Below are 24,172 nucleotides of genomic sequence, written 5' to 3'. Positions count from 1 at the left end.
GCGTTTAACCGCGCTGCTCTTGAAGTTTTAGCGCTTCAATAATGACTTGTGTAGCTTTCACCATATTGTCTGCTGAGATAAATTCGTATTTACCGTGGTAATTTTCACCGCCTGTGAAGATGTTTGGCGTTGGCATTCCCATGTAGGAAAGTTGTGAACCATCCGTACCGCCACGAATCGGTGCGATTTTAGGTTCAATATCGAGACTACGATAAACCTCTTCCATTACGTCAACAATTTCCATGACAGGCGTAATCTTCTCGCCCATATTGAAGTACTGATCTGTAACCGTCAGCTCTACCGTATGTTCACCGTGCTTTTCTTTTAAAAGTGCAGCAGTATCTTGTAAGAGTTGTTTGCGCGATTCAAAAGAGTTTTTGTCAAAGTCACGAATAATGTATTGATAAGTAGTTTTTTCTACGGAACCATTCGCTTCCATTAAATGAATGAAGCCTTCATAGTTCTCTGTTTCTTGTGGGATGTCATGTTCCGGCATAGCTTGATGGAACTCTGCCGCGATCAATAGAGAGTTGACCATTTTACCTTTTGCAGTTCCAGGATGCACATTCGTTCCGTGAAACGTTACTTCTGCGCCTGCCGCGTTGAAGCTCTCATACTGAAGTTCTCCAAGCGGACCGCCATCCATCGTGTAGGCGAAATCGGCACCGAATCGTTCTACATCAAACTTATGCGGGCCGCGTCCGATTTCTTCGTCAGGTGTAAAGCCGATACGTACTTTGCCGTGTTTGATTTCGGGGTGTTCAACTAAGTAATGCATAGCTGTCATAATTTCCGCGATCCCGGCTTTATCGTCAGCACCTAATAATGTTGTGCCATCCGTCGTGATCAACGTGTGGCCTACGTAGTTGTTGAGCTCAGGAAATGCATGCACGCTCATGAGGGTGGTTTCGTTCAATGAAATGTCTTTACCGTCATAGTTGTCGATGCGTTGCGGTTTGACGTTTGTCCCTGTATAGTCAGTTGCCGTGTCAACATGGGCTAGGAAACCGACTGTAGGCAGTTGTTTGTCGGTGTTAGCCGGTAATGTGCCGAATAGATAGCCGTTTTCATCAACTGAAATTTCTTCGAGACCGATGTCGGCCATTTCTTTTTCAAGCATGCGCAGTAGGTCCCACTGTTTTGCAGTAGACGGTGTCGTGTCCGAAGAAGCATCGGATTGAGTGTCAATTTTAGCATAGCGGATCAGCCGTTCGATCAGTTCTTCTTTCATGAAGCAGACTCCTCTCAAGATACGAATTAATGTTTTCATTTTAACAGAGCTGTATGAATATTTCGCTTAAAAAGAAAAAAAGAACCGAAATTCTCGGTTCTTGGAAATGGTTTAGGGTGAATTGCTGTTGGGGTTGGGAATTGGCGCTACGGAGGGGACGCATTTCTGGAGGGCCCGCGGTGAGACAACTGTTCGCTCCGCTCTCCTAGTTGTCTCACCTGATCGGGTTGATCCTCCCAGAGTCGCCCCTCCTACGCGCCAATCCCTTACAATCAGAGCGGGTGATACGTATTGAAGTCAATGAAATAAGTGTTGTAACTGGTTCTGTACTTTAACTTTAATAAGTTGAAACACAACAATAATTGAGACACTACCTACAATGAGCGATATAAGTACCTCCACTAGGTAAGTAGGATTGAAGCGGAAGTTGGGGGCGACTCCTGGGGAATCGAGTGATCTTGAGACCCTGGACTGAACGAAGTGAGGGAAGCGGCTCAAGATTGCTCCCCCGGAAAGCGTCCCCCAACTGGAGCTTCAATCCCCACGCACTCACTAATTAGCTTACATTTTTAAAGCGTTTAATTTACGACCATCAATTAAATATGTTAATCGTAGTGATAATGATCGGCATCGAGACAACGTCTATGAGGAAGGCGCCTACGATAGGAACGATCAAGAAGGCCTTGCGTGACGGACCATAACGTCCTGTAACGGCTGCCATGTTCGCCATCGCGTTAGGTGTCGCACCTAGGCTGTGGCCTGCGAAACCAGCAATCATAACTGCTGCATCGTAATCCTTACCGAGCAAACGGAACAGAATGAAGATCGCAAACAATGCGACGAAGACTACTTGTACAAAGACGATCAGCAACAATGGAAGCGCCAAATCCGCAACTTCCCACAGCTTGATGCTCATTAACGCCATCGATAAGAAAATACCAAGTGATACGTCGCCGATCAAGTTGATGCTCGTCATATGAACCGCATCTTCCTTCACGCGGTCCACAATGTTTCGTACAATCACTGCAACAAACATTGCGCCTACGTAACCAGGCATGACGAAACCAGTAGCGCTAGAGAACAGATCCCCAATTAACGTACCGCCTGCGATACAAAGTGTAATCAATAACGTTTGTATCAGGAAGTTATCGGTGTTGATTGGTTTTTCAAAGGATTCCACGGAATACGCTTCTCCGTGCTCGACTTCCGTAGATTTTAAATCATATTTGTTGATCAAGTATTTCACGATAGGGCCGCCAATGAGACCGCCTGCTACGAGTCCGAAAGTAGCTGCCGCAATACCGATGGATAATGCAGAATCAATTCCAAGACTTTCTAACGTTTCCCCGTAAGCAGTAGCACCTCCATGCCCGCCTTCCATGGAGACAGCTCCAGCCATCATACCGATCAACGGATGCAGACCAAATATGTAGGACATGGAAACCCCTATAGCGTTTTGAGCCAGTGCTAAGAAACCACAAGCTGCCCAGTAGATCATCAATAGTTTTCCGCCCAGACGGATTAGGCGAAAACTAGCGCCAAGACCGACTGTTGTGAAAAACGTCAGCATAAATAAGTTTTGCAAAGAAGTGTCCAATGTAAAACTCAGTAAATTGAAGTACTTTAAAATAGTCGCTAAAATTGCGAACAGTAAACCGCCGACAACAGGGGCAGGGATACAGAATTTCTGGAGAAAGCCGACTTTACGGACTAACATCGTACCCAGTGTTAGGAGAGCTAACGCTAAAAATAGCGTAGTAATTTGATTTAGCTCAATTGTCATGTGTTTCGACCTCCCAGCAATGCAAAGATTGCTTCATTTGTAAGATAAGCCCCGAGCTTAACCGTTTGATTATGATGGTCAAGTGACGGATTGATTTCGGAAATGTCGAATGAAAGGGTTTTCTTATGCGATGCAACAGTTTGTATGAAAGAGCGTACAATCAACGGATCCAATCCGAAGGGAGACGGCGCACTGACACCTGGAGCAAACGCAGAGTTCAAGACATCCGAGCATAATGTTAACAAAATAGCGTCCTGTTTTTCAATGAATAACTGTATTTTTTGTAATGTATCGTCTAAAGGACTTGTCGTAATCTGTTGTTCTGTGACATATGTCACGCCTTGTGCATCGGCTTCCGCGAACAATGCGTCCGTATTGCCGAATTCTTGAATCCCCAGCACGAGGTAATCCACATTCGGATCAGCGTCAAGCATCTGCTTGAACATTGTGCCTGAAGAAGGTTGTTCATCGTAGCCGCGCAAATCGAAATGAGCGTCAATATTTATGACACCAAGTTTCGCGTCAGGACCAAGAAAGTCTCGAACTCCTGTATAATGACCGTAAGCGGTTTCATGTCCACCGCCTAAAATGACAGGCTTCGTACGATACTGAAGGCTCTTTTGAACGACTGCGCCTAATTCAGCTTGCGCTTGTTCTAGCTGATCGTCTTCACACACGACAGTCCCTATATCAACTAGCTGACAGTTAGCAGGCAAGCGCCAAGGTAGTTTCGCTAGTTCGTTACGTAATGCATTCGGTCCTTCTGCAGCACCGAGACGGCCGTTATTTCGACGTACACCTTCTTCGGAAGAAAATCCGATGAGAGTACAAGTTTTATTGGTAGCGCTTTCTTTTAATTCGGAAAATTGGATGATTTGATGCATTCGGAAGGAAGCTCTGTCGGTCTCGTGATCAGTACGACCTGTCCAGTATTTTTCATTTGATGGAACTAACAATATACTTCACCCTTTCCAACGTGATATTCTTACTATACTGGTTTGTACTTATTAATTCTAATACATGTTTTTCATATACTTATGCATTCGGGTTATAAATGGAGGTGAGATGAATGGAATTCAAGCAATTGCAGTATTTTGTCATGGTAGTGCAACAGTCGAGCTTTTCTGAAGCGGCTAAAAAACTTCATCTTTCACAGCCTTCACTCAGTAAAGCGATCAAGAACTTGGAGTCTGAAGTAGGATTTCAGTTACTTGAACGAACGACCAAACGTGTCCAATTAACGGAATCGGGTAGAGTGATTTATGAACGCGCATTGCAGATTCTCCATGAGGCAGATATTTTACAGCAAGAAATTAAAGAAGTGAAGTGGACAGGCAGTGGAAGTGTGCAGATCGGTATGATTGAATCGGTGAAAAATTGGCTTCCTTCTATATTATTAGCACACCGTCAAGAGTTTCCATCGATGCATGTGAAGTTAATAGAGGTGTTAGGACGTGGAGATGTTGAACGAGCGCTCCGTCAGTACGCTGTCCATGTTTGTTTAACCAATCAATTTATAGAAGCTTCGGATATCGTCACGATACCTTTATATCAAGAGCAGTTAGCAGTTATTATGCATCCCGAACATCGTCTGGCCAGCAAAGATTCAATTACGCTAGCCGACCTAGAAGAAGAGACGTTTATTGTCACGAGTGTTGGGCTGCAAACTAGACAAGATATTTTTGCTGCGTTTGCTGAAGAAGGAGTGCGCATGAATATATGTTACGAAGTTGAGCGCTTTGAAACGATTGTAGAGCTTGTACGAGAGAATATTGGAATTTCAATTATTCCACAAAAATATTTTGCGCATCGATCCGATCCAACCCTCGTAATTAAAACGACAAATTCGAAGACGTTGACACGCACAGTGTATCTCACTTATTTGGAAAAACGTTATATGCCACCAGCTATTGAGGTGTTGATCGGTAGTATGCAAATGCAGCGTGACTCTTCTATGAACTGGAAAGAAGGGGGAGAACTAGATGAATAAGTTTTTATTCGGTATGTTAGTTGTCATCACGACAGCTTTAATGGGATCGTCATTTGCTATTGGGAAAATCGGGTTGGAATACTCTTCACCGTTGTTGCTAGTCGCATTGCGCTTCACTATTGCAGGAGCCATCATGGCGGTAGTCGTGAAGATTATGAAAAAGCCACACCCTAAAACATTTGGAGAGTGGAAGTGGCTTGTGCTGATCGGCTCATTGCAGACCGCTGCAGTGATGGGGTGTATTTTTATAGCGCTTCGCACGATTACGTCAGGTGAAACGTCGATTTTAACATTTACAAACCCATTGCTTGTTGTGGTCATCGGAACACTAGTACTAAAAATTCGTTACCGCTTGCAACAGTGGGTTGGTGTGATCTGTGGTTTGTTTGGGGTATTTATTACAATGGGCGGTCATTTGGATTGGAAAATTGGTACGGTGTTAGGGTTTTTATCGGCAGTAGCGTGGGCTTGCGCGACGTTGCTTGTCAAAGTACATGGCTATCGTTTTGATACATGGGTGATGACTGCTTATCAGATGTTATTTGGCGGATTGATCCTATTTTTAGCGAGTTATGTACTCGAGGAACCATTTTTCGTAGCGAATCCATTGTCATTGGCGATTTTGGGATGGCTTGCGATTGCCGCTTCCATTGTGCAGTTTTCTATTTGGTTTTATTTATTGCAAACAGGAAATCCCGAGAGAACGAGTGCATTTCTGTTTTTGGCACCGTTCTTCGGGACATTGTCGGGATGGGTTCTGTTGGATGAGAAGTTATCTATGTCATTAATTTTAGGGGGCATGCTCATCAGTTTGGGAATATTCCTCGTGAACTGGCGCAGCAAACGAGAGTTGAATAAAGGACTAGTTGACTTGCCATAGACGACAATAGGCTTCGAGTTCGCTGAGAAATGCTTGTACTTCGTTGGTGTTAGAATAGGTTCCTGTATAAAACGTGCGTTGAATAGGTGTAACTTCATAATGGAGTACGGTGAGTTCACCTGTTGCCAGTTCATGTTTGCAACTATGGCGCGATAAAATGGCAATACCTAGTCCACTCAGAACAGCTTGTTTGATACTTTCCGGCGAGTCCATTATAGTGGGTTTTGCTTGTACTCCGTATTGTTGAAGAGCTTGATCAATCAACGAACGGCTAGGGTCTTCCGTGTCTGGTAAAATCCAATGCGTATTTTGCAAATCCAGAATCGACGATCTTTTTTTATGTGCGAGCGGATGCGTAGCAGAAGCAAAGAGTAACAGTTCGTCTTGCATAAATGCGTTTGACAATGGTAAGTTGTCTCGTTCACTGCAACCGATATCGGCCTTTTTGCTTTTGAGTAAGCGCAAAATGTTAGAAGGTGAAGCAGTCGTCAGTTCCAGGCGCATGTCGGGGTATTTCGCATGTAGCCGAGTGAGAACGTCGGGTAGAACAGCTTGCGAAATAACCGGTGAAGCGGCAATGCGTAGAGTGCCTTTGAGTGCTGTGGTTTGTGTGGATTCTGCGTTTGTACGATTGGTCAACTTCATCATCTCCAATGCGTGTTTTTATAGTAAATGTCCTACTGGTATGACTTGTTTTTGTGTGAAAAAATAGCCTTGCATTAATCTGCAAGGCATCGAACGTGCAATTATAGAACTGTGTAATTTTTGTGTGCGACGACAGTCATGTTGGAAGCTGCTCCAATGTTTTCTGCGTCTTCTTCAGAAATTTTCACAATGACGGAGTTTTCGAGAATCTTGTGTATGGTTCCGGAAACTTCATGTTCATTACGGTTGAAAGATATGACTTCGTCTACATACCGTGATGCTACAAAATCAGAAACTGGACGATCTTTTCGTGGGAATGCCAATCGAATCAACTCCTTCAGTAGTATGGAATCTAATTTGTCGTAATTTGTCATTAACGCTAGACGAAAAGTACGTACAATAGCTTACTAGAACTAGTATAACACATTTTGAGAAATTAATCATCATACTAGATTTGTGTCGAATGAGCAAGTTTTTCGAACAATCATTTATGGAAGTTGACTGGTACCATCCACAGAGATAGCATAGTACGGATAATAGGCAAATCAATTGGTTGACAATATACCTCAAGGGGTATATTGTAGAGTTAACAATAAGGAGGTTGAGCGATATGGAATACGATGATAAAGTCAAAAATCGATTAAAGCGTCTAGAGGGTCAAATCAAAGGTGTCTTGCGTATGATGGAAGAAGGCAAGGACTGTAAAGAAGTGATCACGCAATTATCAGCCAGTCGTTCTGCTATTGATCGTACAATTGGTGTAATTGTGAGCTCGAATTTGATCGCCTGCATGGAAAATCTAGACGAAGTGGATGATCGTACGCAAGAATCTATCATTAACGAAGCGGTGGATCTTCTAGTAAAGAGTCGATGAGCAACATCACTTGACTCTTTTTTTTACAACATATAATATACCCCTATAGGTATTTTGTTTAGTAATTTTACAATAAAGGAGAAGAGAATATGACGGAGCAAAAGAAAACGACGATCGTGTTATTTAGTGGTGATTATGATAAAGCAATGGCCGCTTATATTATTGCGAATGGTGCAGCGGCGTATGATCATGAAGTTACGATTTTTCATACGTTCTGGGGATTGAACGCGTTGCGGAAAGACGAACCTATTAAGAGTAATAAAAGCTTCATTGAGAAGGCGTTTGGGAAAATGATGCCGCGTGGAGCAGATAGAATGGGATTATCTCAAATGAATTTTGCGGGAATGGGTCCTAAGATGATCAAGCAAGTGATAAAGAAGCATAATGCGATGACATTACCACAACTGATCGATATGGCAGTAGAGCAAGATGTAAGATTGATCGCGTGTACGATGACAATGGATTTACTAGGGCTTGGTGAGGGCGAACTTCTTAAGGAAGTTGAGTATGGTGGTGTAGCGGCATACTTAGGAGAAGCGCAAGATGGTCAAGTGAACTTGTTTATTTAATTTTTTTCTTAAAATGGATACCCTAGGGTGTATAGGAGGAATACAATGATTCAGTCAGATAATGTGTTAGATGCAAAAGGTCTTGCTTGTCCGATGCCGATTGTGAAGACGAGAAAGATGATGAAAGACATGGAAGACGGCCAAGTGCTTGAAGTCCAGTCGACAGATTCAGGTACTACTGCAGATTTACAGGCGTGGACGGAAAGTGCTGGTCATCAATACGTTGGGAATGTGAAGGAAGCGGATGTATGGCGCCATTTCGTACGAAAAGCAGGCCAGGAAGATCAGTCGCAAAAAGAATATCCATTTACAGTCGACAATGATCGCTTAATGGAACAGCTGCAACACCCTGACGCTGTGCTACTAGACGTTCGTGAAGAAGCTGAATATGCATTTGCTCACATACCTGGCGCCCTATCTATACCTCTTGGCCAGTTGGGTGAACGCATGGCGTACTTGAGTAAAGACAGCAAGATCTTCGTAGTATGTCGAACAGGTAATCGCAGTGATATGGCATGCCGGAAACTAGTCGCAAATGGATTTGAACGTGTCACGAATGTACTTCCTGGCATGTCGGAATGGAATAGCGAGACGGAAAATACAACAGGGGGTATGAATAAATGAGAATCATTCAATCAAGTGAAGTAGCGAAGCGCGTTATGGCGAAAGAATCATTATTCATTTTGGATGTGCGAAATGAAGGCGCATTTGAAGATTGGAAAATTGAAGGGGAGCAAGTGCGCCATTTGAATGTACCGTACTTTGATTTATTGGATGGCATTGAAGATATTGAAGGCCAGTTGCCAAAGGATGAAGAGATCCTAGTTGTCTGTGCAAAAGAAGGCTCGTCCATCATGGTGGCGGAAATCCTGGAAGAAGCAGGATTCTCTGTAGGTTACCTTTTAGGTGGGATGAAAGCGTGGAGCGAGTATCTTGAACCGGTAAAAATTGCCGATTTGAAATCGGGTGGCGAGCTCTATCAATTCGTCCGTCTTGGTAAAGGGTGTCTTTCGTATATGATCATGTCGGGTGGAGAAGCGGCAATCGTAGACGCAACACGTATGACGGATGTGTACGTGGATTTTGCTGCGAAACACGGCGTCAAGATCACAAACGTACTGGATACGCACTTGCACGCTGATCATATTTCGGGTGGTCGTCAGATCGCAGAAGCGGCGGGTGCAACATATTGGTTGCCTCCGAAAGATGCAGAAGAGGCAGTATTTGAATATGCAGCGTTAGAAGGTGATACATGTATTCAGATAGGTGATACGAAAATTGATATTCAAGCACTTTATTCGCCAGGACATACCATTGGTTCGACTTCATTTATCGTCGATGAGAGCTATTTAATGACAGGTGATATTCTGTTTATTGATTCGATTGGACGTCCAGATTTAGCGGGTTTAGCGGAGGATTGGGTAAGTGATTTACGCGAGTCTTTATATAGTCGCTACAAAAAAATATCAGAGGACTTAATCGTCTTGCCAGCTCACTTTATGGTAATAGATGAGTTGAATGAAGATGGTAGCGTGGCAGAGAAGCTTAGCGTATTGTATGAAACAAATCATGGCTTGAATATTCAAGATGAAAAAGAGTTTAGAGAATTAGTTACTGATAACTTGCCACCACAGCCAAACGCTTATCAGGAAATTCGCCAGATGAATATGGGGAAGATCCAGCCTGACGTGGAAACGCAACGCGAGATGGAGATTGGTCCGAATCGCTGTGCGGTACGGTAAATAGTTAGTTAAATGGATAATGAACACTAAAACCCAAATTAAAAGGAGAAGATATATATGAATACAACAACATTTTTAGACGCTAAAGGCTTGGCATGCCCAATGCCGATCGTACGTGCAAAGAAAGCCATGAAAGACTTGCAAGCAGGGGACATTCTTGAAATCCATACAACAGACAAAGGTTCAGTGTCCGATCTGACTGCATGGGCGGCTTCTGGTAATCATGAAATAAAAGATCAACAACAAGAGTCAGATGTCTTTAAATTCTGGATCCAAAAAGGATAAACTAAGGGTAGAGGGAATGGTTATCTCCCTCTTTCATCAGGAAGAAGGGAGAACATCATGACGATTCCATTTATTATTACAATCTTTCTCATTGGCTTCGTTGGCTCATTCCTTTCGGGTATGATGGGAATTGGCGGTGCAATTGTCAAATATCCAATGTTGTTATTTATTCCTGCGTTACTTGGCTTTGCTGCGTTTACACCACATGAAGTATCTGGAATTACTGCAGTTGAAGTGTTTTTTGCATCACTTTCAGGAGTATTCGCGTATAGAAAGAGTAACTTAATATTGAAACCACTTGTCCTCTATATGGGAATCAGTGTATTAGTCGGCAGTGTGATCGGCGGCGCTGGTTCTAGTATGCTAGCAGAAGCGACGGTTAACATCATCTATGGTATTTTAGCCGTTATGGCGGCAATTATGATGTTCATTCCTAAAAAGGGTCTCGACGATCAGCCGATTGATGAAATTACATTTAATCGCTTCATCGCTTCCAGTGCGGCCTTTATCGTCGGTTTGGCAGCTGGAATTGTCGGAGCTGGCGGTGCATTCATTATGGTGCCGATTATGCTCGTGATACTAAAGATACCGACACGCGTTACGATCGCTACGTCCCTTGCAATTACGCTATTGTCATCTGTGGGCTCGGCATCAGGCAAGCTCCTAACAGGTCAAGTACCTTATGGACCGGCGCTCGTCATGATTGTCGCAAGCATCATTGCAGCGCCGATCGGTGTAAAAGTCAGTCGTAAAGTAAACACCAAAGTATTACAAAGCATTCTAGCCATACTCATCATGGCCTCCGCCGTGAAAATCTGGTGGGACATATTCTAACCAAATAGGATCGTCAGCACATCGTTCACTAAACGTGTTGCTGGCGATTTTTTGGTGAAATCATAAGTGGAAACATCAGGGAACTCACTTCAGCACTTGCGGCTGGCTGTCGTTTAGTAAATGAGGGAGTCTTTACATAATGCTATCATTCGAGATCAACAAAACCTTCCTAGTCCAAGCTCTAGACGATAGAAATAACACCGCTTTCTAAAGATTCTATTAATAAACCCTTGCAATAGACTAGGAATAGCCGTATACTATTTTTCAACGATGGAAAACGAATAGACACACTCTTATCAAGAGCGGCGGAGGGATTAGGCCCTGTGATGCCCGGCAACCGGCGAAAGCAAAGGTGCTACTTCCTACAAACTCTCGGCAGTTTGGAAGATAAGGGGGGAATGAGCGAAAGCAGAGCCCTCTTCTTATTATGGAAGATGGGCTTTTTCTATATAGTGAATCACACCCACGTGTTCCTTGTCTAGTCCTAAAGAAAAGATATTCGAGGCGTCTCGGTGTTCCATCAATACATGAAAAAGGGGAATGGATATGACGAATTTACAGCCAGAAACGATACTATTACACGGAGGGCAAAAACCGGATCCGGAAACAGGTTCACGGGCTTTACCGATTCATCGTACGACTTCTTATGTATTCAGAGACACAGAACACGCACAAAATCTATTTGGCTTGAAAGAAGCAGGCAATATCTACACACGAATTACCAACCCGACAGTAGCTGTCTTTGAAGAGCGTGTCGCACAGCTAGAAGGCGGAACGGCAGCAGTTGCATTGTCTTCGGGTATGGCGGCCATTGCATTCTCTATTCTCAATATTGCTGGAACAGGTGATGAAATCGTTGCAGCGAGCAATCTTTACGGAGGTACATACAATTTATTCGCTGTGACATTACCGCGCTATGGCATCACAGTGAAATTTGTTGACGCATCTGATCCGAAAAACTTTGAAGCAGCCATTACGGATAAAACGAAAGCATTGTTTGCAGAAACAATCGGTAACCCGAGCTTGCAAGTCCTTGACGTGGAAGCTATTGCGAACATTGCACATGAAAATGGAATTCCGTTGCTCGTAGACAATACATTCCCTTCTCCTTATGGGTCAAATCCAATCGAATACGGAGCGGATGTAGTCATTCACTCGGCGACGAAATGGATTGGCGGACACGGTACGACTATCGGTGGTGTGGCAGTGGACGCGGGGAAATTCGATTGGACACAAGGTAAGTTCCCTGGCTTTACAGAGCCGGATGAATCATATCATGGCTTACGTTACGGAATCGACACGGCTGCTGCAGCTTTCGCAACGAAACTGCGCGTGCAATTGCTAAGAGACTTTGGCCCATGCCTGTCACCGGACAGTGCATTCAACTTGTTGCAAGGTTTAGAAACACTTCATTTACGTGTACCACGCCATAATGAAAACGCACAAAAAGTCGCGGCATTCCTGCAGGATCATCCAGCAGTTGAATGGGTAACCTATACGGGTCTAGACGATCATCCAACAGCGGAATTGGCCAACAAACATTTAAAAAACGGGTATGGCTCAATTATCGTTTTCGGTATCAAAGGTGGACGCGATGCTGGGAGACAGGTGATCGACAATGTCGAAATTTGGTCTCATGTAGCAAACGTAGGAGATGCCAAGTCATTAATCATACATCCGGCATCTACTACTCATCAGCAGCTGTCTGTGGAAGACTTGAAAAACTCAGGCGTTAGCGAAGAGCTGATCCGCTTGTCAGTAGGGTTGGAGTCAGTAGACGATATGATCGCAGATTTGAAACAAGCAATCGAAAAAGCTGTCAACTAATACAAAAAATGAACACTACGCATGTGCGCAGTGTTCATTTTTTATTTTCGTTTGATTTTTCTTCGCTCTTCCTTTAAAGATTTGAAAAGCGAGGTGATCATCATAATCAGTATGATGGAGAATGGTAAGGCGGCTATGATAATGACGTTTTGAAGTGCATCCAAACCACCAACATATAATAGAATAATCGCGATGGAGGACTGAATGACGCCCCAGACGATTTTCAAGTTATTAGGTGGAGTCAATGAACCATATGACGACTGCATACCTAGTACGAATGTAGCCGAATCCGCTGACGTAATGAAGAATGAAGTAATCAGCAAAATTGCGACAACTGAAATGACGAATGACCAAGGTAATCCACTGAACATCTCAAAAATTGTCAACTCTGTTGCAGTAGAGGCTAAATCGATAATACCTTGCTTTTGTGTTTCAATAGCTGTTGTACCAAACGCTGAGAACCAAATTGCACTCAATACAGTCGGTACGACGAGCACACCGATCATGAATTCGCGAATTGTTCTTCCTTTTGAAACACGGGCAATGAACATACCGACAAATGGTGACCAAGCTATCCACCAAGACCAGTAGAATAGTGTCCAGTCATTCAACCATGAACGATTTTCAGGTGTAAGTGGTGCTGTGCGGAAACTCATACGAATGAGGTTTTCTAAATATCCGCCAATAGAATCAGTGAACATATTGAAAATCAGCAATGTTGGACCGAGTGCAATGATAAAGACCAACAAAGTAAGAGCTAATACCATATTGGTATTGGATAAAATACGAATCCCTTTTCCAAGGCCGCTCCAAGCGGATAGTAAGAATAATACAGTCACGATCGCAATAATAATAAACTGAGACCAGAAACCGATTGGAACACCGAATAAGTAATTCAATCCAGCATTAATCTGGACCGCTCCAAATCCGAGTGACGTGGCGACACCGAAAACAGTAGCGAAAACTGCAAAGACGTCAATTACGGTTCCGAGTTTGCCATCTACGCGATCACCGAAAATCGGGCGAAGTGTGGAGGAGATTAAACCAGGCTGGTTTTTGCGGAACTGGAAGTATGCCAGGGCTAAAGCTGTCATACCATATATAGCCCAAGCGTGGAAGCCCCAATGGAAAAATGTTGAACGCATCGCTTCTTTATACGCTTCTTTTGTTCCAACAGGTGCAGTAGCTGAACTTACCGCATAATGTGAGAGAGGTTCCGCAGCTCCATAGAACACGAGTCCAATTCCCATACCTGCGGAAAATAGCATGGCGAGCCAAGAAAACATGGAAAACTGTGGCCTGTCACTATCTTTCCCCAATCGAATCCTGCCGAGCGGACTGAATATCAAATAGACTGAAATGAAGAATAGCATAGAAACTGTCAGTAAGTAATACCAGCCGAATGAATCTGAAATGAGATTCCTTATATTGAGCGTGATCGCCTCAAAGTGTTCAGGAGCGATTACACCATAACCGACTGCCAATACGACAGCTACTAATGTAATATAAAATGTTGATGAAACTTTTCTCATAGGTCCTCCTTATGTAAATGTAGTTTGTGAAATGAACTAAGTAAATAATCAAAGTCGTAGAATAAAATTGCACACATACACTTTAAAATACCCTTTTAATCATTCGTGTAAACGCTTGGAACATGACAATGTGTTGACAATGTCATCAGAAGTGAAAATAAAAAAGACGAGAAAATTCCTTCTCGTCCAATATGTAAGTTGGTTTCGTAGTGCAATTCATCTACTCGCATAGAATGCTCAGCCCGTACTTGTGACAGTATACATGAAACGTAGGGGTAATTTCCAGCCAGAGGAACGATTTCCTTTCATACAACAAGAACTGTGGCCATGTTATACTATAGAAACAAATGAAATGAGGAGGGAATTTTTCATGCAATATTCACAACCTAAGATGCTACAGCTCGTAAAGCATAGCCCAGAGTTAAACAGACGATTGAAAGAAATTATGAAAGAGCATGAGCTAGAGAAAAGCTTTGCATTGAAAGCACTTTACCATGCAGAAGTGAAAGACGGCGGAGTCTATCAGCGGGATTATCAGGAGCTGTAAGCATCCATTCATGTATATAGCGCACGATGTACTGGATGTTTGACGGAAAAATCGTAGCAGGTGGGACGCCGGATGAATTATTCAAAGGCTCTTATTTCTATATGACGTTGGTCAAACGTCCTCTTTTGTTCTAGAGCTAGTTGGATGAAAATCTTACAGCGCATTCAGCGGAAGTGTGGATTGCTATATGAACGGCCGAGATAACTTCTATATATACACACAAAAAGAGTAGCCAAAATTGGCTGCTCTTTTTGAGTGTGATAAATGAAAAACGAATGATTGTGTTTGACGTCGGTGCCTTCTCCACCGAAAATTACGAAGGATTAAACGGTTGATTACCTTCAGTTTGCTTGTTTTTCTTCGAATTGGCATTCTTTTTCTTCGCCGCATCGTTCTGTCCAATCACGTCAAAATCGTCAGGACTTAAATCATATCCAAAACCATATTCCTCGCGCATGTTCTCAGTATTCTTGTTGTTCTTCTTGTTGTTCTTGTTCTTCTCATTGTTAGGCATATTCGCCACCTCCATGACAAGAGTGTGGCATTCTGATTGAAGATTATACATCAGTTATGAGCGGTTGTGACGGTTTATAGAGCGGTTGGATGTGTTCTATGAGCGCTTGTGTGGCACGATAGAGCGGTTGTCGAAGTTCTATGAGCACTTGTGGATTTTTAAGAGCGGTTGAAGCAGTTTAATGAGCGCAAATGAATTCATTCGAAAACTTCTTAAGAATTTCTTCATATTTATCCTCAGTCTTTGTTAAGAGTGGGGTGATAGAATGAAGTTATTAGTGAGACGGGGTGACGTACATGGCAGAATTTACAGTGCTTGTGGCGGATGACGATAAGGAAATTCGCGAGGGAATTGAAATTTATTTGAAAAATGAAGGGTATCGTGTACTGAAAGCGAAAGATGGTCAAGAAGCGCTAGAGCTACTGGCGTTGAATGAAATCCATTTATTGATTTTAGATATTATGATGCCGAATATGGATGGGATCACCGCAACATTCAAAATACGGGAAATGCAAAACATTCCCATTATCATGTTGAGTGCGAAAGTGGAAGACTCGGATAAAATTCATGGTTTGTCGGTAGGTGCAGACGACTATGTGACGAAGCCATTCCATCCGCTGGAGTTGATGGCTCGAGTGAAGTCGCAACTCCGTCGGTACGTGCAGCTCGGAACATATGAAGGCCAAAAAGTCATTGAAGTCAATGGCCTAGTTTTGAATGAAGAAGAGAAGGAGCTGACAGTGGATGGGACACCGGTTCGGTTAACGCCAATTGAATTCAAAATTACGGAGTTACTGATGAAACATCCGGGACGTGTATTTTCAATTAACGAAATATATGAACGCGTGTGGAATGAACAGGCATATAACGCAGAAAATATCGTAGCAGTGCATATACGAAAAATACGAGAGAAAATTGAAGCGGATCCGAAAAATCCGCGGTATGTGAAGGTGGTGTGGGGCGTTGGCTATAAAATCGAAAAATAGAAACGGCTTGGTTGGGTCACTTATAGCTATTACGCTAGCGCTGGGAAGTCTGGTATATTGTGCCTCATTTACGGTCGACCTGTTCGTGGAGGGGTGGGAAAGATTAAGTATGGCCACCGATTACTTTAGACGAATTATACAAGGGGGAGCCGTGTGATGAATAAAAATATAAAACTGGCCATCTGGTCCGCACTTGTGACACTGGTATTGATCGCATTGCCGTCCATTATTCATTATGCACCGCAACTTGTTGGTAAGTCATTTACCGACCAAGAAGATTTTACCTACAGAATGGAACAAGTATATGATAATCTGTCGGCTACCGTACTGAATCCAGTCGACTTGAAAAAAGCGGAGAAGGAATTAACGGTCTCGCGAGATGAAATTGAAGAATACCGACAGCGATACGGTACGCTTTCTGAACAGCTCGATAATATCCAGCAACAATATGCAGAACGAATTGCAGAAGCGAAAAGTGAGAAAAATGAAACGGTATTATTGGCTCTAGTCAAGGAGCGAAATACGAAACTAGAAGATATCCAAAAGAACTTTGAAAGCGATCAGTATGTGGAAGATAAAATCCGTTCGGAAAAAGCAAAAGCTTTAGCGCGTCAGATTAAAGAAACTGAAAATAATCGGCAAACGAATATTCCCATTGCCTATGATCTCGTGAATGTTGAAACGGGTGAACGATTTACTCGAGGAGATGTTGAGGTTACGTCACTTTTCCAACAACAATTTACGGATGCGACAGGATATTTTAAGGCGAACTCGGCTGTGTATGACAATGGATACTCTGACTATTCCTTGGAACAACAATCGATGTTCACAGATGACGATGTGGAAGGCATTAGCAACCCTCCTCAATATTTTGAAGGAACCATTATAATTCCATCGGATGCGACGGCGTTAAATGATATGGCCAAGGAAAACGATCAATTCATCCGTGGAAAGTATCTGTTATACGCTTTCTGGGTTCTCGGTTTTTTTGCCCTTGTGGCGTTGTTTACCGTGATGAAGTTTCAGAAAGAATGGGTGCTTCAGTCAAGGTTGGCTGCTGCGTATTCACGCTGGAAACTAGACGTGAAAGTAGTTCTTTTACTGCTGACTGCTTTTATACTGACACTATACATCGAATCAGCGATCTTCAACATTTTCAATCAGTTTAGATACGTCAGCTTGGGGACGATCAGTAATATAGGCGTCAGTTTCTTGTTGATCGGTGTACTGTTTACCGCGTTGTTGGCGTTTCAGGCTGTTCATTTATTTAGGCTATATCGCGAACCTGGGCAACTGATGGAAGATTGGCGTGAAAGTTTTACTATGCAATTTGCCAAAGATATTAGGGACACGTTCAGTAATCGTACGATCGGTGTACAGTTATCGTTATTACTCATGATCTTTTTCCTTGCTGGCGTAGGCTTGGTTGGTGGATTCATGAACCCAGTGCTTATCGTGATTTACGCCTTTTGTGTATTATTTGTCGCGCTACCCGCAGTATTCATTTTCGTGAAAAAAACAGCCTATTTGAATCGCATATTGGCTGCAACGAACGATATGGCGGCGGGGCATCTGACGCAGGCGATACCGGTCAAAGGTAATTCGCAGCTTGCAAAACATGCCGCGAACTTGAACAATCTTCGCGAAGGAGTTCGTGTGTCGATCAATGAACAAGCGAAAAGTGAACGGTTAAAAACGGAGCTGATCACGAATGTCAGCCATGACTTACGGACACCGCTTACTTCCATTATTACGTATACCGATTTATTGAAAGATGAGACGTTAACTGCGGAAGAACGAGCGAAGTACGTCGGCATTCTGGATCAGAAATCACAGCGCTTGAAAACGCTCATTGAAGATTTATTCGAAGTATCAAAAATGGCAAGCGGCAATTTGGAAATGGTGAAGCAACGTGTAGAGTTGAATCAGTTGATCCAGCAAGCGTTAGCAGAACATGCGGAAGAACTCGCTGAGCAAGATTTGCATATCCGAACTACTTTACCTGAAGAACCAATCTTCGCGATGGTGGACGGACAAAAGTGGTGGAGAGTACTTGATAATCTGTTCATCAATATATGGAAGTATTCATTGCCAGGTACGAGAGTATATGTCAATCTTCAGCAAGTGGGGTCGACTGCACGCATTGTGTTGAAAAACGTGGCGAGATATGAACTGGGTGATACTACGGATGAATTGTTAGAACGCTTTAAGCGCGGCGATGAATCCAGACAGACGGAAGGTTCGGGTTTAGGACTGGCTATTGCTCAATCTATTGTCGAGCTGCATGGCGGCCGGATGGAAGTAGAAGTCGATGGAGATTTATTCAAAGTGACGATTGATGTCGTAAGTGGGTAAATGGACGCGGAGTAAGATGGGAGGAAATTCCTGTCTTACTCTTTTTTTGATTTTTAAAAGGAATTAGTTTAGTTTATGACGAATACGGGTATGTATAGAGAGTGCGGTCTATACATTATGGAGTGCATGAAAGGGAGGAATGGTTATATGACAATCGTTGACGGGAAGTATCCAAACAAAAAAGATCTAACTCCGAAAGTAGAAGAGATCAATGAGGAACAGTGTGTGGTGGAAGATGTAGTAGTGCCAGATGAACTGCCTCTTGCCGATCCGGCAGATTCTGATTCAAGTGTTGCGTTTAGAGAAAATGCACAGGATGAAACGGGAGAACATAAACCTTCCGCTTACAGTCAAAATAAATCCCCAAGCCAAAATTATCATGATCTGACGCCGGGTGAAATGTTCCCATATGGAGATCAGGAAGAATATAATCGTAAATACAACCACGAAGCGCATGACCAGTGGAATGAGCACAAAAATATCAAAAAGCAAGACGAAAATCCATCGTAAAGTCAGCCTGCCTACGTGCAAGGCTGTTTTTAGATTTACAGAAAGGGTGGTACGAATGGGTACATTGCAACAGTTTTCTATGGCAAGAGGCTATACGTTAAGCCGTATTAAACAAGCAGAGGAACACGCGTGGGACGCTCAACCTGAAGGTTTTTCTAATACTATACGATGGAATGTAGGACATATCTATACATTTACTGAAGACTTTCTGAATCGTGCAATGAATGAATACCCAGTCGACAAGCCGGAATGGGCAGAATTTTTTGCGCCAGGAACGAGCCCGTCGACCTGGCCGAGTATTCCTCCGTCAGAAGAGGAGTTGGTCGCTGCGATGAAAGACCAAGGCAAGCGAATTTCGCAACTGACCGAACAACAGCTGGCGCATCGATTGAGTACCCCGCTTTCGATCGGTAAGCTACTTACGATGGAAACTGTCGAGGAAGTTTTACAACTTCTTACATGGCACGAAGGTATGCATGCAGGTTTGATAGATGGTTTACTAAAGGTTACTAAATAAAGTAGAATACAGCTGCTCAGGAAATCACAGTGGATTTCCTGAGCGGCTTTTTTGTATGGAGATAGGAATTCTATTTAGCAGGCCTAATAAGCGGCGTACGGCTGTGGTTCTTGCACGTGCTTTTCTTTTTCCTGTTCAATTAGGGGATTGTGGTTTAGCTGGCAATCTAAGCGGCAAAGTCGTTGTCCCCACTACGGCGCTGGTGGATGGCTCCCGCGATGAGCCACAGACAGGGAAGTGCGCCTGTCTCTGTCTCTTCGCTACGCCTACCACAGCAGGCGCCTTCGTTGCAGCGAGTGTAGGGCAGTTCGTGGACTTCTTTCGCAAGCAATACGTACTAGATATCATGATGTAGCAGATACTTTTATTATTAGAACCACAACCAAAATACATACCACTTAGTAGCGCAGGCACAACTGCGGGGTAGGCCGTGGCCAGGAGACAACTGGCGGCACTATCGCCAGCTGGCTCCTGGCTGAAGGCAATCCCCCACGTGCCTGCGCGGGTCTAGAAAGCAGACACTCAGTGAATGCAGTCCCCAACAACCAGTCGAGCAACGACCCCAACTAAAGTGACAAAGCCCCGCGGCTGCCTAGTCTTTCTATCAACTGCGCTTGCAGGTAGGGTTAGGAGTGCAATTGATCATTCTAAGAACCACAACCAAAATACATACCACTCAGTAGCGCAGGCACAACTGCGGGGTAGGCCGTGGCCAGGAGACAACTGGCAGCACCACCGCCAGCTGGCTCCTGGCTGTAGGCAATCCCCCACGTGCCTGCGCGGGTCTAGAACACGAACACTCAGAGACTTCAGTACCCAACGACCAGTCGAGCAACGACCCCAACCAAAAGTGACAAAGACCCGCAGCCGCCTAGTCGTTCCACGAAAACAGTTTCCAGTTTCGGTACCTACTCGCACTCAGCCTTAAGTCTGAGTAGGAAATCCGCTACGAGACCGTCGGAGAAAACCGGAATTCATTATAAACTAAGGTTACAAATGAAGGGAGGACATCAACATGAAGAAATTTGGATTAGTTGTACTAGGAATTGTAGCAGGTTTAATTTTAGCTATAAACGTAGGCCCCATCATCGCCTTAGCTGTAACAGGGGTGATCGCGCTTGTGAGCTACCACTACTGGAGAAAAAGCCACTCGATGTTCGCGAAAGTATTTTGGATGACGATCTTGGTCATCAGCGTAATCAGCTCGATTTCAAACATCGGTGCATTCATTGGAATCATCGCATTGATTGGAATCTATTATGTATATCGCAAATGGAATGACCGCCATGTAAACCCGGACGTCCTAACCAACGACCCGTTCACAAATTTCGAGCGGCAGTGGAATGAATTGACAAAATAAAAGGAGAGATGCACTATGAACGCATTTTGGCACAAAGTGAAATATACGATACAAGAAGATTTGAATAGTTTGATGGATAAGCCACAGAAGAAAGAAAATCCGCTAGAGCTACTGAATCAGTATTTCCTAGATGCGCAAAAGCAAACAGCGGAAATCGGTAAGTTGCTGGAACGCCAAGGCAGACTGAAAGAAGAATTGGAAAACGAATGTCAGGATGCGGATTTGATGGCGATGAAACGTCGTCGTCAGTTGGAGCTCGCTGAAGCGACGGGAGATGCAGAGTTAATCGCGTTTGCACGAGAAGAAGTAGAAGCGTATGAAGGTCGAGTTGCCCGTTTGTCTGCGAGCATCCAAGACGCGACGCAAGAGTTACTGTCATTGGAACGGAAGTTTGAAGAGATGAAGCATCGCGTAAAGGATATGCGCGTTCGCCAGTTGCAATTGATGGGCAAGGAGAATGTGACACGTGCGCAGGAAAAGATGGATCGATTCGTCAAGCCGGATCCATCGTTTTCAACGCTTGACGACTTGCATTCGTACATTGAAAATCTAGGTGGGGGAACGAGAACGCCACAATCGCACTCGTCCATGGAGCAACGTCTAGATTCATTAGAGAAAACTAACGCAAAAACGCAAGATATTGTGTAAACTATAAGAGGAAGCATTGCGCTTCCTCTATCGAGAAGGGAGAGAATGGAATGGCTAAGAAGGATTCTACTAACGTTTCAGTATATTTTCTTGCTCTTTTGACGATTGCATTCGTCGAATCGATGTTGTTTTCGAACGGTAATGTCATCTTCCTCCTTCTCGGTTGGGGATTTCTCGATTATGGTTATCGAAAACGAGAAAAGTGGACAGCGATCACAGGTATCGTCTTTATAGTCATTGCGCTTTTGACTTTATGGAGTGTACGTCTGCTAATTTTAGCAATTGTCTTGTATATTATCATGAAATTATGGAAAGGCACGCCTGCTAGTGAAGTGTTTGGGGATTTGCAACAGCCTCGGGCTAGACGATCGCAAGGGATGTGGAGGAATCGCTTATTCTCTGTCCAATCTACGCCATTCTCGACGTATGAGTGGGAAGACATGCATCTACAAGGTTTTTTCGGTGATGTGCATGTCGATGTGACAGATACGGTATTGCCTAAAGGAGCTTCCTTTATTTCGATTCGACAAAATTTCGGTAAAGTGCGTATTGAATTGCCTTATGATATCCCGGTGCGCATTCATTATGCCACGTTGTATGGTGAAGCGAGTATATTAGGCAAAGCTCCACGGCAATTATTCAATGAAACGATACAGGAACATGAAGGCTATGAAACGAAGCGACCGAATGATCCTGAGTTGATTATTTCGATATTTACTTGGATCGGCGATGTGGAGGTGCGTAGAAAATGAAAGCAATCATTGGTCGCACCGTTCTTATGACGTTGATGCTTAGTACGATTGTCGCGGGTTTTTTCTATCTGTTCATTAATGTATCCATCGCTGAATATCAGAGCTTGCTACTTGATACAGAAGCTGCGGATATGCCGTTGCTTGCCTGGTTGTTCACGACGATTTTCCTCATCAGTTTAGGAATTGCGAGCTGGATGAGTCTGAACAGTAGAACGAAAGAGAATATCATTAGTGGGAAACTGCAGGATTTGTATGCTAAACAAGAGTTTACCACCTCGAATAAAATGAAAAAACAGACCAACCGTTCAATTGAACAGTTATATGAAGTACTTGAAGCGCAGCGAAACAGTTTGCGTAAAATTACGGATGAGCGTGTTGAGACACAAGATAAAATGATTGAAGAACGAATCGTTCAAGAACGTCAACGCTTGGCAAGGGAACTGCACGACTCGGTGTCGCAACAATTGTTTGCGGCGTCCATGCTATTGTCGGCACTTGCCGAACAGGAGGAAGAAGGTCCGATCAGCAAGCCGTTACAGCAAGTAGAACGAATGGTTCAGCAAGCGCAGCTAGAAATGCGAGCGTTGCTTCTCCACTTACGTCCGGCTGCACTGCATAACCAAACGCTTGCGAAAGGTCTCGAAGAGTTATTGAATGAACTACAGGAAAAAGTGACGTTCGATATTACACATCGATTAGAAGATATGGAGTTGTCTAAAGGTGCGGAAGATCATTTATTCCGTATTGCACAGGAAACGTTATCGAATACACTTCGCCATGCGCAGGCGACGGAAGTAGAGATTTTATTGATCGAACGAGATGGTTTGGCGATTTTGCGCGTGCAAGATAATGGGGTTGGATTTAAACAAGATGACGGTAAAGGCGGATCATATGGTCTGCAGAATGTGAAGGAACGTGCGATTGAGATCGGAGGCAGTTGTAAGATTGTTTCGGTGCCATCTCAAGGAACGATCGTAGAAGTGAAATTACCGATTTTGAAAGGGGAGCTGGCGGATGATTCGAGTGCTGTTGGTAGATGATCACGAAATGGTGCGCATTGGTGTATCGACGTATTTGCAGATGCAGCCGGATATCGAAGTAATTGCGGAGGCGGAAAATGGTCAGGTCGGTGTTGTGAAAGCACTCGATTTACGTCCGGATATTATTTTGATGGATATGGTCATGCCGGTTATGAATGGTGCCGAGGCGACGGCTGCGATTATCAACAAGTGGCCGGAAGCAAAAGTAATTATTGTTACCAGCTTCCTCGATGATGATAAATTATATCCGGCACTTGAAGCGGGGGCTGTCAGCTATATTTTGAAAACGTCCAATGCGAAGCGTGTGGCGGATGCTATTAGGGAAACGATGCAGGGGCAAACTGTGCTCGAGCCCGAAGTAACATCTAAAATGATGACAAAAATGCGCGGCGGCCAGACACATGCCTTGCATGATGAGTTAACCGAACGTGAGCTAGAAGTATTATTACTATTGGCGAAGGGTAAATCGAATCAGGAAATAGCGGATGAACTATTCATTGCGTTAAAAACGGTTAAGACTCACGTCAGTAATCTATTATCGAAATTGGAAGTCCAAGACCGCACACAGGCGGTTATTTATGCGTTTCAAAATAAATTAACGGAATAATAGTCTACAAGTAAAAGCTGCAGCATATTAGTAAATAGACGACTCAACTGTGGATAAATAGCATTACTAACGATAATAATCTGAAATTACTAACTTTTCCACAATCTATCCACGCACTATGTGCATAAGTACTCAGTTGTATGT

The 24,172-nt window shown here is 43.6% G+C and carries 26 protein-coding genes and 1 riboswitch; of the genes, 19 read left to right on the top strand and 7 right to left on the bottom strand.

Annotation, left to right across the window (positions count from 1 at the left end; genetic code table 11):
* Positions 1–4 precede the first annotated feature (4 nt).
* From pepT to hutG, 3 genes are all read right to left on the bottom strand, one after another.
* Entirely contained in the window at positions 5–1,231 is a 1,227-nt protein-coding gene (gene pepT / locus CSV61_RS10515) for a peptidase T (protein ID WP_099639190.1), read from the bottom strand.
* A 592-nt stretch (positions 1,232–1,823) separates the two neighbouring features.
* Entirely contained in the window at positions 1,824–3,014 is a 1,191-nt protein-coding gene (gltS, locus tag CSV61_RS10510) for a sodium/glutamate symporter (RefSeq protein WP_099639189.1), read from the bottom strand.
* On the bottom strand, positions 3,011–3,970 hold the full coding sequence (gene hutG / locus CSV61_RS10505) for a formimidoylglutamase (protein ID WP_099639188.1): 960 nt from the start codon (positions 3,968–3,970) through the stop codon (positions 3,011–3,013). The genes gltS and hutG overlap by 4 nt, the downstream gene beginning before the upstream one ends.
* 113 nt (positions 3,971–4,083) lie before the next feature.
* Between hutG and CSV61_RS10500 the strand changes: the two genes are divergently transcribed.
* Together CSV61_RS10500 and CSV61_RS10495 are read left to right on the top strand one after the other, a co-directional pair.
* Entirely contained in the window at positions 4,084–5,004 is a 921-nt protein-coding gene (locus CSV61_RS10500) for a LysR family transcriptional regulator (RefSeq protein WP_099639187.1), read from the top strand.
* The gene (locus CSV61_RS10495; RefSeq protein WP_083034646.1) at positions 4,997–5,884 is read left to right on the top strand and encodes a DMT family transporter; all 888 of its coding nucleotides are present in this window, start codon (positions 4,997–4,999) and stop codon (positions 5,882–5,884) included. The genes CSV61_RS10500 and CSV61_RS10495 overlap by 8 nt, the downstream gene beginning before the upstream one ends.
* Here the strand turns inward: CSV61_RS10495 and CSV61_RS10490 are convergent.
* Complete coding sequence (locus CSV61_RS10490; RefSeq protein WP_158233838.1) at positions 5,867–6,523, bottom strand: LysR substrate-binding domain-containing protein; 657 nt, start codon at positions 6,521–6,523, stop codon at positions 5,867–5,869. The two genes, CSV61_RS10495 and CSV61_RS10490, sit on opposite strands and share 18 nt — an antisense overlap.
* Positions 6,524–6,630: 107 nt before the next feature.
* Positions 6,631–6,852 (bottom strand): DUF2187 family protein, encoded by a 222-nt coding sequence (locus tag CSV61_RS10485; RefSeq protein ID WP_029053955.1) that lies wholly within the window; start codon positions 6,850–6,852, stop codon positions 6,631–6,633.
* A 287-nt stretch (positions 6,853–7,139) separates the two neighbouring features.
* Here CSV61_RS10485 and CSV61_RS10480 point away from each other — a divergent pair, with 287 nt between their 5' ends.
* From CSV61_RS10480 to CSV61_RS10450, 7 genes are all read left to right on the top strand, one after another.
* Entirely contained in the window at positions 7,140–7,403 is a 264-nt protein-coding gene (locus tag CSV61_RS10480) for a metal-sensitive transcriptional regulator (protein ID WP_083034648.1), read from the top strand.
* Between the two features lie 89 nt (positions 7,404–7,492).
* Complete coding sequence (locus CSV61_RS10475) at positions 7,493–7,972, top strand: DsrE/DsrF/DrsH-like family protein (protein ID WP_099639185.1); 480 nt, start codon at positions 7,493–7,495, stop codon at positions 7,970–7,972.
* Positions 7,973–8,017: 45 nt separating this feature from the next.
* On the top strand, positions 8,018–8,596 hold the full coding sequence (locus CSV61_RS10470; protein ID WP_099639184.1) for a sulfurtransferase TusA family protein: 579 nt from the start codon (positions 8,018–8,020) through the stop codon (positions 8,594–8,596).
* Positions 8,593–9,714, top strand: a complete 1,122-nt coding sequence (locus tag CSV61_RS10465) for an MBL fold metallo-hydrolase (protein ID WP_099639183.1) — start codon at positions 8,593–8,595, stop codon at positions 9,712–9,714. The genes CSV61_RS10470 and CSV61_RS10465 overlap by 4 nt, the downstream gene beginning before the upstream one ends.
* A 57-nt stretch (positions 9,715–9,771) precedes the next feature.
* Positions 9,772–9,999, top strand: a complete 228-nt coding sequence (locus tag CSV61_RS10460) for a sulfurtransferase TusA family protein (RefSeq protein ID WP_083034652.1) — start codon at positions 9,772–9,774, stop codon at positions 9,997–9,999.
* Positions 10,000–10,056: 57 nt separating this feature from the next.
* Entirely contained in the window at positions 10,057–10,833 is a 777-nt protein-coding gene (locus CSV61_RS10455; protein WP_083034653.1) for a sulfite exporter TauE/SafE family protein, read from the top strand.
* A gap of 290 nt (positions 10,834–11,123) precedes the next feature.
* Positions 11,124–11,227: riboswitch (SAM riboswitch) on the top strand.
* 152 nt (positions 11,228–11,379) lie between these two features.
* The gene (locus tag CSV61_RS10450) at positions 11,380–12,660 is read left to right on the top strand and encodes an O-acetylhomoserine aminocarboxypropyltransferase/cysteine synthase family protein (RefSeq protein ID WP_099639182.1); all 1,281 of its coding nucleotides are present in this window, start codon (positions 11,380–11,382) and stop codon (positions 12,658–12,660) included.
* A 41-nt stretch (positions 12,661–12,701) separates the two neighbouring features.
* Here the strand turns inward: CSV61_RS10450 and CSV61_RS10445 are convergent, their stop codons facing one another.
* Positions 12,702–14,192 carry a glycine betaine uptake BCCT transporter gene (locus tag CSV61_RS10445; protein ID WP_099639181.1) on the bottom strand — a complete coding sequence of 497 codons (1,491 nt, stop codon included), beginning with the start codon at positions 14,190–14,192 and terminating at the stop codon, positions 12,702–12,704.
* 370 nt (positions 14,193–14,562) lie between these two features.
* On the opposite strand from CSV61_RS10445, the gene CSV61_RS16935 reads away from it, so the two are divergent.
* Positions 14,563–14,739, top strand: a complete 177-nt coding sequence (locus CSV61_RS16935; RefSeq protein ID WP_099625366.1) for a hypothetical protein — start codon at positions 14,563–14,565, stop codon at positions 14,737–14,739.
* A 313-nt stretch (positions 14,740–15,052) separates the two neighbouring features.
* Here the strand turns inward: CSV61_RS16935 and CSV61_RS10435 are convergent, their stop codons facing one another.
* On the bottom strand, positions 15,053–15,253 hold the full coding sequence (locus CSV61_RS10435; protein ID WP_199173614.1) for a hypothetical protein: 201 nt from the start codon (positions 15,251–15,253) through the stop codon (positions 15,053–15,055).
* Positions 15,254–15,549: 296 nt separating this feature from the next.
* Between CSV61_RS10435 and CSV61_RS10430 the strand changes: the two genes are divergently transcribed.
* The 9 genes from CSV61_RS10430 (at position 15,550) to CSV61_RS10380 (ending at position 24,028) form a co-directional block, all read left to right on the top strand.
* Positions 15,550–16,239: a response regulator transcription factor gene (locus CSV61_RS10430; RefSeq protein ID WP_083034657.1), complete on the top strand. Its 690-nt coding sequence runs from the start codon at positions 15,550–15,552 to the stop codon at positions 16,237–16,239.
* Positions 16,240–16,395: 156 nt separating this feature from the next.
* Positions 16,396–18,594, top strand: a complete 2,199-nt coding sequence (locus CSV61_RS10420; RefSeq protein WP_099639179.1) for a sensor histidine kinase — start codon at positions 16,396–16,398, stop codon at positions 18,592–18,594.
* A gap of 147 nt (positions 18,595–18,741) precedes the next feature.
* Complete coding sequence (locus CSV61_RS10415) at positions 18,742–19,104, top strand: hypothetical protein (RefSeq protein WP_099639178.1); 363 nt, start codon at positions 18,742–18,744, stop codon at positions 19,102–19,104.
* Between the two features lie 55 nt (positions 19,105–19,159).
* Positions 19,160–19,621, top strand: coding sequence for a DinB family protein (locus CSV61_RS10410; protein WP_158233837.1), 462 nt, complete (start codon positions 19,160–19,162; stop codon positions 19,619–19,621).
* 1,015 nt (positions 19,622–20,636) lie between these two features.
* Positions 20,637–20,981 (top strand): lmo0954 family membrane protein, encoded by a 345-nt coding sequence (locus CSV61_RS10400; protein ID WP_099639175.1) that lies wholly within the window; start codon positions 20,637–20,639, stop codon positions 20,979–20,981.
* Positions 20,982–20,996: 15 nt separating this feature from the next.
* On the top strand, positions 20,997–21,629 hold the full coding sequence (locus CSV61_RS10395; RefSeq protein ID WP_099639174.1) for a PspA/IM30 family protein: 633 nt from the start codon (positions 20,997–20,999) through the stop codon (positions 21,627–21,629).
* Between the two features lie 50 nt (positions 21,630–21,679).
* The gene (gene liaF / locus CSV61_RS10390) at positions 21,680–22,381 is read left to right on the top strand and encodes a cell wall-active antibiotics response protein LiaF (RefSeq protein ID WP_099639173.1); all 702 of its coding nucleotides are present in this window, start codon (positions 21,680–21,682) and stop codon (positions 22,379–22,381) included.
* On the top strand, positions 22,378–23,421 hold the full coding sequence (locus tag CSV61_RS10385) for a sensor histidine kinase (protein ID WP_099639172.1): 1,044 nt from the start codon (positions 22,378–22,380) through the stop codon (positions 23,419–23,421). Before liaF ends, CSV61_RS10385 begins: the two co-directional genes overlap by 4 nt.
* Positions 23,396–24,028, top strand: coding sequence for a response regulator transcription factor (locus tag CSV61_RS10380; RefSeq protein WP_099639171.1), 633 nt, complete (start codon positions 23,396–23,398; stop codon positions 24,026–24,028). Before CSV61_RS10385 ends, CSV61_RS10380 begins: the two co-directional genes overlap by 26 nt.
* Positions 24,029–24,172: the final 144 nt, after the last annotated feature.

The sequence above is a fragment of the Sporosarcina sp. P3 genome (genome assembly GCF_002743415.1).
Classification (GTDB): Bacteria; Bacillota; Bacilli; order Bacillales_A; family Planococcaceae; genus Sporosarcina; species Sporosarcina ureae_A.
The sequence above is the reverse complement of the archived record's forward strand: the minus strand, read 5'-3'. Positions and strand labels throughout refer to the sequence as shown.